Genomic DNA, 15571 nt, shown 5'->3' with positions numbered 1-15571 from the left:
ATGTACGACGTGATCGCGATCGGCTGTGGCCCGTTCAACCTCGGACTGGCCGCGCTGGCCTCCGGTGTGGACGACGTACAACTGGCTGTGCTGGACAGCCGGCCGGAGTTCGCCTGGCACCGTGGGCTGATGTTCGACGACGCGATGCTGCAGGTGTCGTTCCTGGCGGACCTGGTCAGCCTGGTGGAGCCGGCGCATCCGTTGTCGTTCCTGTCGTACCTGCGGGACAACGACCGCTTGTACCAGTTCTATGTGAGGGAGAAGTTCCATCCGACGCGGCGTGAGTACGAGACGTACCTGCGGTGGTGTGCGGCGCAGCTGGACTCGCTGCACTTCGGTCACCACGTTCGGGAGGCTGTCTGGAACGGGTCGTGCTTCGAGCTGACCGTAGAGCGTGGCGAGGCTGTCGAGACGTTCGAGGCGCGGCATCTGGTGGTCGGCGTGGGCACTGAGCCTGCTGTACCGGCCGCATTGGCAGGGCTGCCCGAGGAGCGGTTCCTGCACTCGGCGGACTACCTGTTCCGGCGGGAGGACCTGCTGCGGACAGGTCGGGTCACGGTCGTCGGGTCCGGTCAGTCCGGTGCTGAGTGCGCTCTGGACCTGCTGCGAGCCAACGTCGACGGTGGGCCCGCGGTGTCGTGGCTGACCCGGACTTCGGCGTACACGCCGCTGGACTACTCGAAGCTCGTGCTGGAGATGACGACACCGTCGTACGTCGACTACTTCCACGCACTGGACGAGCCGGCCCGCGACAAGCTGGTCAAGGACCAGTGGCGGCACTACAAGGGCATCTCGTCGGACACGCTCGACGACATCCACGACGTTCTCTACCAACGCGATCTGAGTGCTGCGCCCGTTGCACCGGTGGAGTTGCAGGTTGGTGTGGCCGTGGTGTCCGCGGTGGCTCGTGCAGACGGCATTGAGCTGACGCTGCAACATGCTGACAGCGGCCGGACGTTCCAGCACGTCACTGACGCAGTGGTCGCTGCTACTGGCTACCGCAACCGGCCACTGCCGTTCCTGGCGTCGTTGGAGGATCGGATCCGGCGTGACGCCGCCGGGCGCTGGGTGATCAACCGGGACCACAGCGCTCTCGCTGACGATGAGCTGGCCGGGCGCATCTTCGTGGCAAACGCCGATCTGCACAGCCATGGTGTCGCTGCGCCGGACCTGGGCATCGGGGCGATTCGCAATGCGACCATCCTGAACAGCGTGGCCGGGCGTGAGGTGTTCCGGTTGCCCAAGTCCACGGCCTTCACGACGTTCGCCATTCCCGGATGAACGAGTGGACCAGGTGTTCGTCAGAGCTGCTGGCGAAGCTGATCTCGCAGTTCTGCACGGAGAACCTGCTGCAGCCGGTGGACAATCGGCTGGATCTGGGTGGTGTGTCGTACACGTTCGAGGCGACGCGTGGTGGGTTCGGCAGCTGGCGGGTCGCTCCTGAGTCGATCCGCCGTACTACTGCCGGGATCCTGGGCAACGACGAGAGCGAGGTGGCGACGGACCCGATCCAGTTCTTCGTCGAGGCAGCCGGCGTACTCGGCCTCGACGGGTCGACGGTGGCCGGGTATGTCGCGGAGCTGACCAGCACGCTGGCGGCCGACGTACGCATGGCTTCCAGTGCTGTGCCGGCTTCTGAGTTGTTGGAGTTGCACCACAGCCGCTTGGAAGGGCATCTGACCGGGCATCCGTTGCTCGTGGCCAACAAGGGCCGGTTGGGGTTCTCCGCGGAGGACAGTCTGCGGTACGCGCCGGAGGCACGGACTCCGCTGCGTTTGGTGTGGCTCGCCGTACGGCGTGGGCTGGCGGAGTTCCGCGGTACGCCGGACTTGTCGGAGCACTCGGTGGTCGGGCGTGAGCTGGGTCCGTCGGTGTTGGAGACGTTCCGGGATCAACTGGTGGATCCGGACTCCTATGTGTGGCTCCCGTGTCATCCGTGGCAGTTGGACCACGTCGTACGAACGCAGTGGGCGCGCGAGCTCGCCACCGGGGAGATCGTCGTACTGGGGGAGGGGCCGGACGAGTACCTGCCCACGCAGTCGATCCGGACGATGGTGAACATCTCCTCGCCACTGCGCTACCAGGTGAAGCTGCCGTTGAAGATCCTCAACACGTCGGTCTACCGCGGCATCCCCGAACACTGCACTCTCGCGGCGCCGATGATCACGCAGTGGCTCCGCGGCCTCTGGTACCGCGACGAGGTCTTCGGCCGCCTAGGTACTGAGCTCCTGGGTGAGGTTGCCTCCGTCACCGTTCGCCACCCGCAACTCTCCACCGCTCCCGGAATCCCTTACCAGTGGACGGAAACCCTCGGCTGCATCTGGCGCGATCCCGTCGACCCGCGCCTCCGCCCCGGCGAAACCGTCTGGCCACTGGCCGCCGTTCTCCACCCCGGTCTCGCCTCCGAGATGATCACCCGCTCCGGCACCGACGCCCGCACCTGGATCAGCCACCTCCTGGCCTCCCTCCTCCGCCCGCTCCTCCACCTCATGCACCACTACGGCATCACCGTGAACCCCCATGGCGAGAACCTCGCCATCATCTGCACCCCCGAAGGCCTCCCGTCCCGCCTCGTCATCAAAGACCTGGTCGACGACATCAACATCTCCACCGCCCCCGTCCCCGCCCGGGGCCTGGAACCCGACTCCCACGCCCGAGTCCTCCCCCGCAAGCCCTGGCCCATCCTCCGCCAATACCTCGTAGACGCCCTCCTCCTAGGCGTCCTCAACCCCCTGTCCGCCCTCACCCTCATCCCCGAAGAAACCTTCTGGGGCCTAACCCGAGGCGAAATAGACCTCTACGCCGACTCCCACCCCGAGTACGCCGACCGCCTCGCCGCCACCGCCCTCCTAGGTCCAACCTTCGCCCGCTACCCCCTCAACGGCTACCGCCTAACCCTCGGCTACGCAGACCTAGACACCCGCCCACCCATCCCCACCACCGGCACCATCCCCAACCCGCTGTCGAATGTGCAGCCGATCTCACCCACTGCCTAGACGGTCGGTGGTCCGTGGCGCCAGAGGTGGATGTCTTCGTCTATGGATATGCCTAGGGAGAGGAGGTCGGCTTCGTGTTCGGGGAGGGTGGCTAGGGAGAGGCCTACGGGGAGGCCTCGGGGGTCTTTGCCGGCGGGGACGTTGAGGGCGGGGAAGTCGGCGATGGACCAGGGGACGGAGAGGCGGATGCGGGGGCCTTTGGGTGGACGGGTGTGGTCGATGAGGGGCGGGGCGGCGTCGATGGTGGGGTGGGCCAGGGCGTCGAGGCGGTGGGTGGTCATGATCTCGCGCCAGTCGTGGGTCCACTGGGCGCGCAGGCGGAGGGCTTCGGCGTACCGTTCGGCGCTGATGCGTTCGCCTTTGCGGACGCGTTCGCGGACCTGAGGTGTGTAGAGGTGGCTGTGCGGGACGAGGGCGTCGTGGATCTGGTGGGCTTCGCTCTCGTTGACGGTGTCGAAGACGCCGGTGGACTTCTCCAGGACGGCCTTGGTGTTGGGCGGGTTGTCGATCTCGATCAGCTGGGCGCCGCGGGCGACGAGGAGGTCGAGGGCGTCGCGGCAGACGGTGGCGATGCGGTCGTCGACCTGCTGCCAGGACATCTCTGTCGGCAGGCCGATCCGGACACCGCTCAGGTCGGTCGGGGCTTTCAGCGGGTACGGCGGAATCGGCTCGACCCGCGTCGCCGGGTCGCGGGCGTCCGGTCCGGCCAGCACCCGCATCAGGATCGAGATGTCGAGCATCCGCCGCGCCATCGGCCCGGCCACGTCGAACGACGGACTCAGCGGGATCACGCCGTACCGGGAGATCCGACCGCGGGCGCTGCGGAGGGTCGAGACCCCGCACGCGGCGGCCGGGATGCGGAGCGAACCGCCGGTGTCGGTGCCGGTGGCGATCGGCACCATCCGGCCGGCCAGTGCGGCCGCTGATCCGCCGGACGATCCACCGGGGGTACGGCGTAGGTCCCAAGGGTTGGCCGTCGGCGTCGACGCCGTACCGTAGGCGAACTCGTGGGTCGTGGTCTTGCCGAGCAGCCCGGCCCCCGCGGCCGACAGGCGCTCCCAGACGGCCGCGTCCTCGGCCGGGACGTAGTTGGCCAGCACCTGACTGCCCGCGGTCGTGAGCACGCCCTTGGTCAGGAACACGTCCTTGAGCGCGACGGGTACGCCGGCCAGCGGGCCGACCGGCTCGCCCGTGGCCCGGGCCTGGTCGACGCGGTCGGCGGCCTCCAGCGCGAGATCGGGCGTACGCGTGACGAATGCGCGAATCGTTGATTCGGACAGGTCGATGCGGCGCAGGCAATCCTCGACGAGTTCACGCGCGGAGAGTTTGCGCTGCCGCAATAACGGCAGCACCTCGGTCAGGCTGAGATCCGCGGCGGAGTCACTCACGAATGCGAGCCTACGAAAAATACCCGCCCGGGGAGTCCCGGGCGGGTGTCGAGAGGTGCCGGCGCAGCGCTGCGGCCTAGCGCCCCATGGCGGTTGCGACGTTGTAGAGGCCGAAGCAGAAGACCATGACCACCCCGAAGAGCAGAATGAACAGAATCTGTTTCCAGAAGGAGATCAGGAGCACCGCACTGGCCAGCACGACGACGGTCGCGACGAATTCGTTGGGAGGCATGGCGTTTCCTCTTTCCTTCGATTCACTTCCCTTGAGTTCTTGTCTTTCGCCGCTCACTGGTTAGAGTTGGGCGGCGGCTCGGCGTTACTGGTTACGCTCTCAGTGAACGCCGCGACAATCGGTTGTCAATCCAGATAAATTGGCACGGCTATCTATGTCCGGACATGATTTTGGCACGGCCGTGCCGGGCGTTGGCAGGCGGCGGCGATACGCTGGCGGCTTTTCGCGTATCGCTTTCGCCAGTTGGCAGCATCGGCCTGCCAATTGGCAGTCGGCGGGCCAACGCGCCGCCAAAACTCGTTTGATTGGACGTTGCGGCGTCGCGGCAACCGTCCGCTAACATTTCGGTGTGGTGATCAGCGCCGTCGGCCCGGCGGTCCCCGCGGTCGTCCCACCGCCTCCCGTTCCAGCAGTGCCAGCACCCGCAGCCAGGCTCACGCTCGATGATTGCCGTGGGCACGCTCCGGGGTTCGCCGAACTGCTGGCCGATGCTGCCCGCCGGTACGAGATCTCGCCGCGGGCGCTGAGCGTCCGCGTCCTGCTGCACCTGCCGCGGCTGGCCCGCTACAACGGGACCGTCGGCCGGGCCCAGATCCTCGCCGAGGTGAAGCGCAACGCGGCCCGGCTGCAACGTGACCAGCGGAGTATCGAACATCTCATTCCGCAGCACGAATTCGGGCTGTACGACTTACGTTTCGTGCGGCTCCGGAACAGTGAGGCGGATCCGATCTTCAGCCGTCTGCATTACCTGCGCAGCGCCCGGCGCGGATCACTCAACTTTGCCCTGGTCGATCCGGTGAGTCAGCGCCCGGTGACCCTTTGCAGTGTTTCTTCGCTGGAATGGCGACAGGTCGGGCGGCAACTCCAGACCCAATTCGGCGTACCGTTCGGCGCGGCCTGGGACGTCTCCCGGGTGTATTCCTTCGACGTCGCGCCGCCGAATGCGATCTCGTATCTGCTGGCGAAGGTCCGGCAGGTGATGCGCCAAGAGATTCCCGATGCGGAACTGCTCACCACGGCGGTCGATCCGAATCTCGGGTTCGTCGGCTCGAGTTATCGGGCCGCCAACTGGCAGCAGTGGATGTCGATCGAGGCGCGCCCGTATCTGTACGTCGACGGCCTCTATGCCAGCCCCCGCCAGCTCCGCACCCGTTTCGGCGGCGCGAATCTCACCGAGCTCCGGCTGGCACACCCGGACGGCCGCTTCGAGAAGAGCCGGGCGACGCTCCTGGACTCGGTGATCTACTGCTGCCGCCTGCGCGGGGAGACCGAGGCGGTTCCGCTCGAGGACCAGCGCCGACTGCGCCGGTGAAGACCCACCTCAGCGGCTGCTGCGCAAGGTGATCTCCCGCTCGACGCGTTCCCACGTCGGTGTGGGCGGCGTCGAGCCTGAACGGTAGTCCTCGGCGAAGCTGGTCATCGCCATGCTGATCCAGTCGATCACCGCGTCGGTCACGGGTTTCCGGTCGGCGACCTTGAGTGCGAGCGCGGCGCAGAAGACGTCGCGCGTGATCGACGACTCCTTCAGGTTGGCGGTCGGGGGAGTCGAGATCGGCCGGACGGATCCGCGTTGATAGATCGCCCCGTCGTGGTTCTCCAGGACGCAGAGCGCCTTGACGCCCTGGTCGAGGAGCTCCTGGCTGAGCAGTTGCGGGTCGTACCGCGCCTCCGGGGAGCGGGGGAACTTCGCCAGTTCCCAGAGGTGTGCGACGAGGTAGTCGATCTGACTCAGGTGCTCGATGGACACGACACCGTCGGGATAGGGCTGCCCGGACGTCACGATGATGGTCGGCGATCGCTCACGGGCGGATCGTGCGATGTCCAGCGTGTGGTACAGAACGCGCTTGGGGATCTCGAAGGTGACCATCAGGACATCGCAGTCCGCGATCGCGGCGGCGTGCTCCACCAGGTGCGCGACGTCGAGCTGGGCGGTGCTGCGCCAGGCGGCGGCGTTGCTCTCCCCGCGAGGCCGCTCGTGAATGCCGGTTTGTCCCGTTCGCTTCCCGGGGATCCGTTGCAGCCGGCTCGTGTCGACACCCGCGGTATCGAGGTGGTCGACGATCTCTTGGGCGTCGGGATCACCGGCGACGGCGGCGATGAGGCAGACATCGAGTCCCATCCGGGCTGCCGCCACCGCCTGACTGAGGCCCTTGCCGCCGGGTGCTCGGACATAGCTGCTCGCCAGCGTCGACGTCTCGACCTCGGGAATCTGTTCGACGCGCCAGATGTGATCGATCGCCACACCACCGACCACGACGACCTTCCGCCGGGCCGGCGCCGTGACACTCCGCGGCGGGGGAGCGGTGACGGCAGCCGCCGAGGCTCTGGCCGTCGGCGGATCCACGAGGAGATTCGCAAGCTTCTTGAAGGCCTGAGGCTCGAGCGTGCCACGGAGATAGCGGTCGCTGGGCCGCGGCGGGGCGGTCACGCCCAGACTCGCGTGCAACCGGGTCCAATGGTCCCGGAGCGCTCTCCGACGCGTCCCCAACGCGCTGCTGCGGAGATTGCGGAGTACCTGGTCCGGAATCTGCGCCTTCGCATACGTCTCGCTGTGGATGCCCAGCCCCAGTGCGACGTCGACGACCAGCTGGTCCGTCAGATCGGGCAGCGTCTGAACAGCTTCGGTGATGACCTCGAGCGCGGTGACCTCGAGAGCGTCCACGGACACCGCCCGGCGGGTGACACTCGGGAGAGCGAGCAGCGGTGCGGCGCGTTTGTCCTCGGACAACCGGTTGGCGCTGAGGCCGGCACCTTTCCTGCAGTGTTCGAAGATCGACACGAGGTACGAAGGATCCGGTGAGCCTGGCGGCAACTGGTCGACCATCGCGCTATCCGACCCCGCTGTCCACCGAGTACGGCGAACGGGCCAGCAGGGCGTCGATGCGCTGACGGTCGGGCATCGAGTTGGACACCGGGAAGTCGGCGGACGCGCACGACATCGCGGCGGCGGCCCACAGGGCCACGTCAGGGGTGAACTTCCGGTTCCTTTCGATCAGCCGTGCGGCCAGGGCCGCGCAGAAGGCGTCGCGGGCGGCCGAAGACTCCTTGTAGATCGAAGGGAACGACGGGACGCCGAGGACGTCGTGTGCAGGCCCTGAGTAGATGGTGCAGCCGCCGTTCACGAGCATGCAGAGCGCTTCGACACCGAAGGCGAGGAGGTTTCGCGCGACCGGGTCCGGGTCGAAGGGGCCCTGGCCCGCGGGGGTGAAGGGCTCGAGCTCCCACGGGTGGGCGACCATGTAATCGATGCGGGGAAAGGTGTCTCTGGAGATGCGTTCGTCGACGTACGGCTGACCCGGCGTGACGATCACCAGCGGGCGGTTGTCGGGGTCGCGATGGACGAGGGCGAGCGTCTGCTGCATCGTTTCCCGCGGGACCTCGAAGGTCATCAACAAGGCGTCACACCCGGCGAGCTGGTCATGGCGGTCGTCCATGTCCTCCGTGGACAGGAAGACCTCTTTCTCGTTCCGCCAGTTGACCGCGATGCTGTCGCCGAGCTCCCGCTCGAACACCCCGGTGAACGGCGTACGGCGTCCGTGCACCAGCTTGACCAGCGAGGTGTCGACGCCCTCGTCCTCCAGGTACTGCAGGATCTCTTCGCCGAAGCGGTCGTCGGTCACCGCGGCGATCAACGAGGTCTGCAGGCCGAGGCGCGCGGCGGCGACCGCCTGGTTCAAACCTTTGCCACCGGGGGAGAGGTCGAAGCCGTAGGCCTCGCTGGAGGTCTCCGGCGCGGGCAGTGCCTTCGTCCGGAACGTTGCGTCCATGACGGCGCCGCCGACGACGATGACGCGGCCGGCCGGGGTGGTATCCGCGGCCGGGGTGGCATCGAGCATGACCACGGTCTTCGAGCCGACGGAGTAGATGTCTCGGCGGATCAGCTGGTTGGCCAGCTCTCGCAGGACGACGGGCTCGGTGGTGCCGCGGAGGGCGCGGTCACTGGGAGCTTCGCCGGGTTGCTGGCCCAGGGCCTGGTGGAGGCGGTGCCAGTGGTTGAGCAGGGTTTCGCGGCGACGGCCCAGGGACGTGCTGTACAGGGAGTGGGCGATGCGGTCGTCGATGCCGGCGCGGGCGTAGGTCTCGGCGTGCAGACCGAGGGCGAGGATGGCGTCAGCTACCAACTGTTGGGTGCCGTGGAGGTCGTCCCGGACGCAGGTGGCTACCAGGTCCAGGGCTGCGGAGGCGGGGTCCAGTTCGTGGACGGTGGCGAAGCGGCGGGTCGCGGCTAGTTCGACGAGGGGGGCGGCGATGCCGGAGCGGCTGGCGTGGAGGCGGGCGATGGTGAGGCCGTCGTGGGTGCGGAGCTTCTCGAGCACGCTGGCGAGCAGCAGCACGTCCGCCGTCTGCTTGTCGCTGCGATTCGTCATCCGGCCCCCGGGTCGTGATTCTCCTCGAACCAAGTATGCGGACCCGGGGGCCACGGGGGAAACCGGGAGAGCGCGTCACCGCAACGCCGACAGCCAGCGGGCGGCTTGTTTGGCTTGGGTGAGGCGGCGTTCGTAGGTGGCGCCGACAGTGAGCAGGATGGCGCCGGCGAGGCCGAGCGTGATCCAGCGGGGGATCAGCGGGGCGACCTGGACGAACTGCCAGACGGCGACCTTGGCGAGCACGGCGGCGCCGATCACGAAGGGGGCCTGGAGCCCGCGCTGGGTGCCGACCAGGATGATGGCGAGCGCGGCGGCGACGACCAGGGTGACACGGATCCAATTGTCGTTGCTGTCAGCAAGCAATGTCGACGGGACCAGGCCGAGCAGCAGGCCGGGGCCGAGGTAGACCCAGCTCGATTCGTTGCGCCACGCAAGGATGCCGATACCGAGCAGGATGAGCGCGGGCGGAACCGTGAACCACTCGACCGTGGTGGTGCCGGACGCCAGGACGAAGGCGGTGTTGGCGATGATCAGCAGCAGTCCGGCCACCAGCAGGCCCGCCCGCCGGGCCGGGTTCATGCCGTACGCAACCAACGGGGCGGCGGCGATCGTGAGGACGACGCCGGTCGCGGGGTCGGCGTCGACCATCACCGCCATGACCACGGCGAGCAGTACGGCGAACGCCGCCGTCGGAATCAGCATCCGCTCCAACGGCTGACCGACGTACCGGCAGGTGAGGGCGATGCCGGCCGCACCGACGAGGGCGAGGCTGACCGCGCCGGCCCACAGGCCGATGTACTCGTCGACCGCGAACAGCACGATGGCGAACTGGGCGCCGAGCGATGCCACTCCTGCGGCCGGTACGGCGTCCACGACCTTGCGCAGCGCCGCGAAGACGGCCAGTGCGGCGACGATCGCGGCGAAGTAGCCGAGTTGCCGGATGTCCTCGGTCAGCAGGCAGAAGATGAGGTCGACCGCGGCGACGGTGATGGTGGAGACGTGCAGGACCAGCGCGAGCCGGCCGGTACGGCGGGCCACGAGCACCTCGGTGATCCCGAGCGCCGTGGCGACGCCCGTGGTCAGCCAGCGGCCGGGACCGGGGAGTTGCGGAAGGCAAGTGGCGACGGCGAAGCCGGCCGCTGCCGCGCAGACGGCTTCACCGAGCCCCCACTGGACCGAGGCGGGAAGCGGGCGCCTGCGCAGGATGACGAGACCGGTCGCGGCGGCGACGCAGACGACAGCGGCCGTGGCGACCGTCTTCGAGAGGTCGGGCACCGGGGCGATCAGCGACGAGTAGGTGGCCAGCAGACCGGCGAGGGTCCGCGTCATGCCGGCGACGAGGATGCCGCAGAAGACCACGGCCGAAGTGATGGCTCCGGTACGGCGGACGATCGTGGTGCCCTTGGCCGACAGGATCAGCGTGATCACGACCTGCGCCAGCAGGGCCGCGAGCAGCACGGGCAAGCTGGTCCGGTCGACCAGGACCAGCGGCAGCGGGAGCTGACCGGCGATGACGGTGGTGACACCGTACGTGACGACCTTCGGTGCGAGCCGGGTCATCAGCAGGTTGATCAGGGCAAGGGATCCGAAGACGATCGCGCTGTAGGTGAACCAGTCGACGGCTTCCAGGGAGCCGAGGCTGAGGGCGCGGGCGCCGTACAGGTCGACGGTGAGCAGGCCGCAGCCGAGGATCGCGAGCGCCTCGGCGGTGCCGGCGAGGGAACGCCGGCTGGCGGGGACGGAGCCGGCGAACGCGAGGGCAGCGAGGGTGCCGATGATGCCGGCCTGGAGCGCGACCGGGAGGCTGTCCCAGTTGACCGCGAGGAAGGTGACGGTGGCGGCGAGGAGAAGGAGGACGCCCAGACTCAGCAATGTGGCCTGCGGACTCAGGTGGTGCGTCTTGTGGGCGGGTTTAGGCGGTCTGGGCGGCTGCGGGACGGGCTGAGGTTTGTCCAGTGATGGGTACGGCGGACGCACACCAGTAGTCCGCGCGGCAACAGGTGGTGCCTGAACCCCTCTGGGCGGCGGCGGTGGGTACGCGGGTGCCACCGGAGGCGGGGGAGCCACGATGGGAGCTGGGGCGGGCTCGATGGTGAGGTGCAACGGGCTGTGACACGTAGGGCAGGTGATCGCGGCGGTAGGCATCGAGTCCTCCTAGGTTCACCTCACTATCGCGACGAGGAACGGGTAACCGCGTGAGTACGTCTACTCATTTCTGACGTAGGCTGCTGCGGTCAGCTTGTCGTCCAGACCCGCTGACGACCACGGGGAGCACCATGAACACTGGACATGTCGAGCTCGCGCGAGCTCAGCAGGAACGCTGGCAGACGGCGTACGCACAGCATCCGCAACTGCACGGATCGGAGCCGTCGGCCGCGGCGCGATGGGCGGCCGGGGCATTCGGTGCCGCGGGCATCGATGACGTGCTGGAGCTCGGTGCCGGGCACGGGCGGGACGCGCTCTTCCTGGCCAGACAGGGATTCAGCGTGCACGCCACCGACTTCAGCGAGTCGGCGCTGGATCAGCTGCGGCTGGAAGCACAGCGTGAGGGTCTCGACGACCGCGTCACGGCAGCGCTGCACGACGTCCGCGATCCGTTGCCGCCGGCCGACGCCACCGTCAACGCCGTGTTCGCGAATCTCCTGCTGAACATGGCGTTCTCCCGCGCCGAGCTGCGCTCCCTGGTCGCCGAGATCCACCGTGTCCTCTGCCCCGGCGGGCTTTTCGTGTATGCCGTCTGGTCGGCGGAGGACGCGTGTTCGGGTCATTGGCAGCAACTCGAGGACGGGCTGTCCGTGCACGACGGCTTCGTCGGGCGGTTCTTCGACGAGCAGCTGGTGACCGAGCTCGCCGATCAGTGGGACTTCGACGGCGCGACGCCGTACGACGAGGGCCGGCGCCGGCTGTGGCGGGTCGCGCTCACGAAGCCCGAAAGCTGAAGCCGGCTCTAGCTGCCGGGATTCCGAAAGGGTGAAGTTGGCTCTGGTTCCGGCGCGGCAGATTGCGGTGTGGTCACCAAAGCGAAAAGTTGCATTGACGAACCCCGACCGGTTCCGACAGGCTCTGTCCGCGTCACACCTTCGACCATCGGAGAAACAGCAATGCAGTGGTACATCGACGTTCTCAAGAAGTACGCCGTGTTCAGTGGCCGAGCCCGGCGCAAAGAGTACTGGATGTTCGTACTCTTCAACGTGATCGTGTCCATCATCCTGAGCATCGTGGACCGGATCATCGGCACGGACTACGCCAACGGGAGCAGCGGCGTCCTCTCGACGATCTACAGCCTGGCTGTCCTGCTGCCGTCGATCGGTGTGGGTATCCGCCGCATGCACGACACGAACCGCAGCGGCTGGTGGATCCTGATCAACCTGGTTCCCTGCATCGGCTGGATCTGGTTCATCGTTCTGGCGGCCCAGGAGGGCACCGTCGGCGACAACCAGCACGGCCCGGACCCGAAGGCGGCCGAGCGGTTCGGCCAGCCGGGTGCCGGTCCGGCCGAGCCGGGCTACCCGACCGTCTGATCGCAGACGCGCAGAACGCCCCGCGAACCCACCGAGGGTTCGCGGGGCGTTCCGCGTTCAGCTGGCCTGGCTGACGCTGGACATGTTGAAGTCCGGCACCAGCAGCGGGGGAGTCGCGGTCCGGGAGAAGTCGTCGCCCCACTCCCGCGAGAACGACGGGACCGTGGCGCCGGCGGCGGTGAAGCGGTCGAGCAGGTCGACCGGGCTCTCGTTGAAGCGGAAGTTGTTCACGGCACCGGTCACCTCGCCGTTCTCGACCAGGTAGACGCCGTCGCGGGTCAGCCCGGTGAGCAGCAGCGTCTGCGGGTCGACCATCCGGATGTACCACAGGCAGGTGAGCAACAGGCCGTGCTCGAGCCCGGCCACGAGGTCGTCGGTCGATCCGGAGGCGCCGTCGACCGACAGCACGTAGTTGTCGACGGCCGGGGTCGCGGTCTGTGCGCCGATCAGCGAGGCGGTGTGCCGGCTGGTCATCAGGTTCTCCAGCTTGCCGCCGCGGATCCAGTCCGTCGGCGTCAGCGTGAGTCCGTTGTCGAAGACGCTCGACGATCCGCCGGACGATCGAGCGACTGCGAACGGGAACGTTTCGAGCCCTGGCAACTTCGGGTCGGACAGCAGGTTCACCGGCTGCGACGACAGCGCGTCACCGATCCGGGTGCCGCCTCCGGCCTTCGAGAAGACGGTCCGCCCCTCGAAGGCCTCCCGCCCGTCGAGGTACCAGTACAGGTACGTCATCAGGTCCGCCACGGCCGCCGGTGGGAGCACCGTCGCGTGCCGGCCCGGCTCGACCGAGACGGACCGTGAGGCCCAGCCGAGACGCCGGGTGAGCTCGGCGTCGAGCGCGAGCGCGTCGATGTCGGTGAAGTCGCGGGTGGCCGCGCCGACCCAGGCCGACTGGCTCAGGTCACCGGACTTGCCGGTCGCGGTGACGTGACCGCGGGGGAGCGCCTGCCGCAATCGCAGTCCGGTGGACGAACCGACGTACAGCGTGACGACCTCGTGGTCGGCGAAGCCGTACAGCCAACGGCTCTCCTTCGACGCCTTCTGCAGTGTCTCGCCGAGCGCCGGGGCGAACGACGAGTAGATGCTGACCGACGTCTCGTCCGGCTCGGCGTCCCAGTCCGCGCCGACGGTGCCGTCGACGAGCGTACGGGCGTCCTCCGCCGGGCTGGACGCCCGCGCGGTCGCGATCGCGGCGGACACCACGTCACGCAGCGAGTCGTCCGTCACCGACGAGCGGCCGACCACTCCGGCCGCCGTACCCTCGCCGGCTCCGACGGTGGCGATCACGGTCACGCTGGAGCCGCGCATCGCGCCGTTGGTGGTGAGGGTGTTGTTCGCCCAGCGCAGGTTGGCGCTGGAGGTCTCCGCGACGATCACGACGCAGCCGTCGGCGCCGCCGGCCGCGGCCAGGGTGAGTCCCCGCTCGATGGTGTCCTGCGGGGTGAGCTGAATGGCGGTCGTCACCGGCCTGCCTCCTGCGTGGTGTTGAGAATGCGGACGCTGCGGAACAGGGCGGACGGGCAGCCGTGGCTGACCGCACCCGACTGGGCGGGCTGGGCCTTGCCGCAGTTCAGCGCGCCGCCGAGGACGTAGGTCTGCGGGCCGCCGACCGCTTCCATCGAGCCCCAGAAATCCGTGGTGGTGGCCTGGTATGCCACGTCGCGCAGCTGGCCGTCGAGCTTGCCGTCGGTGATCTTGTAGAACCGCTGCCCGGTGAACTGGAAGTTGTACCGCTGCATGTCGATCGACCAGGACTTGTCGCCGACGATGTAGATGCCGTTCTTCACCCGGCTGATCAGCTCCTCGGTGGACGGGCCGCCGGCCGCGGGCTGCAGGGACACGTTGGCCATCCGCTGGATGGGGATGTGACCGGACGAATCGGCGTACGCGCAGCCGTTGGAGCGCGGCGTACCGAGCAGGTCCTCGTTCACCTTGGCCATCCGGCGGTCGACCTGGTAGCCGACCAGTACGCCGTCCTTGACCAGGTCCCACTGCTGACCGGCCACACCCTCGTCGTCGTACCCGATGGTGGACAGGCCGTGCTCGGCGGTGCGGTCACCGGTGACGTGCATGACCGGCGAGCCGTACTTCAGGGTGCCGAGCTTGTCCGTGGTGGCGAAGCTGGTGCCGGCGTAGTTCGCCTCGTAGCCGAGGGCGCGGTCCAGCTCGGTGGCGTGGCCGATCGACTCGTGGATGGTCAGCCAGAGGTTGGACGGGTCGATCACCAGGTCGTACGCGCCCGGCTCGACGCTCGGCGCGGCCATCTTCTCGGCCAGCCAGCCGGGGATCCGGGCGAGCTCCTCGTCCCAGTTCCAGCCGGTGCCGGTCATGTACTCCCAGCCGCGGCCGGCCGGCGGCGCGACGCTGGACATGGAGTCGAACCGGTCCTCGGCGACCGCGTGGGCGGTGATGTCCGGACCGATCCGGACCCGCTGCTGGGTGTACGACGTCCCGTCGGAATTCGCGTAGAACTTGCACTCGTGGATGGTGGCGACCCGGACGCTCACGTGCGCGACACCCTCGGCCTTGAGCAGCCGGTCGCTGTAGTCGGTGAGCAGCCCGACCTTCTCGGCGCGCGGCACGCTGAACGGGTCGATCTCATACGACGACACCCAGGTGACGTCGTCGTACACCGGCTCGTCGGCGAGCTCGATCGGCTCGGCGTTGATCGGCCGGGACACCTGGGCCATGTTCACCGCCTGCTCGGCGACCTGGACCGCCTGGTCCTCGGTGAGCGCGACGCCGGCGGCGAAACCCCAGGTCCCGTCGTGGATGACGCGGACCGCGAGACCGAGGTCCTCGTCGTCCTTGGCGCTCTCCAGCACGCTGTCACGCAGGGCGATGGACTCGGACCGGATCCGCTCCAGCCGGAACTCGGCGAAGGTGGCACCGAGGTCGCGGGCGCGCTGCAGCGCGGCCTGGGCGAGCTCGTGACGGGGCAGGGCGAGGAAGGACGCATCGACTTCTGGCACGGTGTCGACCTTATACACGGAACCCCGCAAAGCCCGGCGGTGTAAGCACAATGACAGGAAACCGCCTCGCTCCGGTCGGCGGGCGGGGGAAA

Annotated in this window: 12 protein-coding genes; 5 read left to right on the top strand and 7 right to left on the bottom strand. The window is 68.2% G+C overall.

Features of this window, described 5'->3' with window-relative positions:
- Positions 1–1281 carry a lysine N(6)-hydroxylase/L-ornithine N(5)-oxygenase family protein gene (locus tag ACZ6O0_RS17920; RefSeq protein ID WP_465766017.1) on the top strand — a complete coding sequence of 427 codons (1281 nt, stop codon included), beginning with the start codon at positions 1–3 and terminating at the stop codon, positions 1279–1281.
- Positions 1278–2996, top strand: a complete 1719-nt coding sequence (locus ACZ6O0_RS17915; RefSeq protein ID WP_465766016.1) for an IucA/IucC family protein — start codon at positions 1278–1280, stop codon at positions 2994–2996. The genes ACZ6O0_RS17920 and ACZ6O0_RS17915 overlap by 4 nt, the downstream gene beginning before the upstream one ends.
- Here the strand turns inward: ACZ6O0_RS17915 and ACZ6O0_RS17910 are convergent.
- Both ACZ6O0_RS17910 and ACZ6O0_RS17905 read right to left on the bottom strand, forming a co-directional pair.
- Complete coding sequence (locus ACZ6O0_RS17910; RefSeq protein WP_465766015.1) at positions 2993–4384, bottom strand: amidase; 1392 nt, start codon at positions 4382–4384, stop codon at positions 2993–2995. The genes ACZ6O0_RS17915 and ACZ6O0_RS17910 overlap by 4 nt on opposite strands.
- Before the next feature lie 76 nt (positions 4385–4460).
- Complete coding sequence (locus ACZ6O0_RS17905; RefSeq protein ID WP_165553780.1) at positions 4461–4616, bottom strand: hypothetical protein; 156 nt, start codon at positions 4614–4616, stop codon at positions 4461–4463.
- Between the two features lie 412 nt (positions 4617–5028).
- Between ACZ6O0_RS17905 and ACZ6O0_RS17900 the strand changes: the two genes are divergently transcribed.
- Positions 5029–5928: a Mom family adenine methylcarbamoylation protein gene (locus ACZ6O0_RS17900; RefSeq protein WP_465766014.1), complete on the top strand. Its 900-nt coding sequence runs from the start codon at positions 5029–5031 to the stop codon at positions 5926–5928.
- A gap of 9 nt (positions 5929–5937) precedes the next feature.
- On the opposite strand, the gene ACZ6O0_RS17895 is transcribed toward ACZ6O0_RS17900, so the two are convergent.
- The 3 genes from ACZ6O0_RS17895 to ACZ6O0_RS17885 all read right to left on the bottom strand — a co-directional run bounded on the left by ACZ6O0_RS17895 (position 5938) and on the right by ACZ6O0_RS17885 (position 10873).
- Complete coding sequence (locus tag ACZ6O0_RS17895) at positions 5938–7440, bottom strand: PfkB family carbohydrate kinase (protein ID WP_465766013.1); 1503 nt, start codon at positions 7438–7440, stop codon at positions 5938–5940.
- A 4-nt stretch (positions 7441–7444) separates the two neighbouring features.
- A complete protein-coding gene (locus tag ACZ6O0_RS17890) occupies positions 7445–8983 on the bottom strand; it encodes a PfkB family carbohydrate kinase (protein WP_465766012.1) in 1539 nt (512 codons plus the stop codon).
- Between the two features lie 75 nt (positions 8984–9058).
- Positions 9059–10873 (bottom strand): SCO7613 C-terminal domain-containing membrane protein, encoded by a 1815-nt coding sequence (locus tag ACZ6O0_RS17885; protein WP_465766426.1) that lies wholly within the window; start codon positions 10871–10873, stop codon positions 9059–9061.
- Between the two features lie 386 nt (positions 10874–11259).
- On the opposite strand from ACZ6O0_RS17885, the gene ACZ6O0_RS17880 reads away from it, so the two are divergent.
- Positions 11260–11922: a class I SAM-dependent methyltransferase gene (locus ACZ6O0_RS17880; RefSeq protein ID WP_465766011.1), complete on the top strand. Its 663-nt coding sequence runs from the start codon at positions 11260–11262 to the stop codon at positions 11920–11922.
- Positions 11923–12084: 162 nt separating this feature from the next.
- A complete protein-coding gene (locus tag ACZ6O0_RS17875) occupies positions 12085–12504 on the top strand; it encodes a DUF805 domain-containing protein (RefSeq protein ID WP_465766010.1) in 420 nt (139 codons plus the stop codon).
- Between the two features lie 57 nt (positions 12505–12561).
- Here ACZ6O0_RS17875 and ACZ6O0_RS17870 read toward each other — a convergent pair whose 3' ends face one another.
- Together ACZ6O0_RS17870 and ACZ6O0_RS17865 are read right to left on the bottom strand one after the other, a co-directional pair.
- A complete protein-coding gene (locus ACZ6O0_RS17870; RefSeq protein WP_465766009.1) occupies positions 12562–13971 on the bottom strand; it encodes a metallopeptidase TldD-related protein in 1410 nt (469 codons plus the stop codon).
- Positions 13968–15479, bottom strand: a complete 1512-nt coding sequence (locus tag ACZ6O0_RS17865) for a TldD/PmbA family protein (RefSeq protein ID WP_465766008.1) — start codon at positions 15477–15479, stop codon at positions 13968–13970. Before ACZ6O0_RS17865 ends, ACZ6O0_RS17870 begins: the two co-directional genes overlap by 4 nt.
- Positions 15480–15571 lie beyond the last annotated feature (92 nt).

It is taken from the genome of Kribbella sp. NPDC048837 (assembly GCF_055586945.1).
The sequence above is the reverse complement of the archived record's forward strand: the minus strand, read 5'-3'. Positions and strand labels throughout refer to the sequence as shown.

What these genes read in the sequence shown, in the direction of transcription:
- ACZ6O0_RS17920 (WP_465766017.1), top strand. Translation starts at nt 1, where the DNA reads ATGTACGACGTGATCGCGATCGGCTGTGGCCCGTTCAACCTCGGACTG.
- ACZ6O0_RS17915 (WP_465766016.1), top strand. Translation starts at nt 1,278, where the DNA reads ATGAACGAGTGGACCAGGTGTTCGTCAGAGCTGCTGGCGAAGCTGATC.
- ACZ6O0_RS17905 (WP_165553780.1), bottom strand. Translation starts at nt 4,616, where the DNA reads ATGCCTCCCAACGAATTCGTCGCGACCGTCGTCGTGCTGGCCAGTGCG.
- ACZ6O0_RS17895 (WP_465766013.1), bottom strand. Translation starts at nt 7,440, where the DNA reads ATGGTCGACCAGTTGCCGCCAGGCTCACCGGATCCTTCGTACCTCGTG.
- ACZ6O0_RS17890 (WP_465766012.1), bottom strand. Translation starts at nt 8,983, where the DNA reads ATGACGAATCGCAGCGACAAGCAGACGGCGGACGTGCTGCTGCTCGCC.
- ACZ6O0_RS17880 (WP_465766011.1), top strand. Translation starts at nt 11,260, where the DNA reads ATGAACACTGGACATGTCGAGCTCGCGCGAGCTCAGCAGGAACGCTGG.
- ACZ6O0_RS17875 (WP_465766010.1), top strand. Translation starts at nt 12,085, where the DNA reads ATGCAGTGGTACATCGACGTTCTCAAGAAGTACGCCGTGTTCAGTGGC.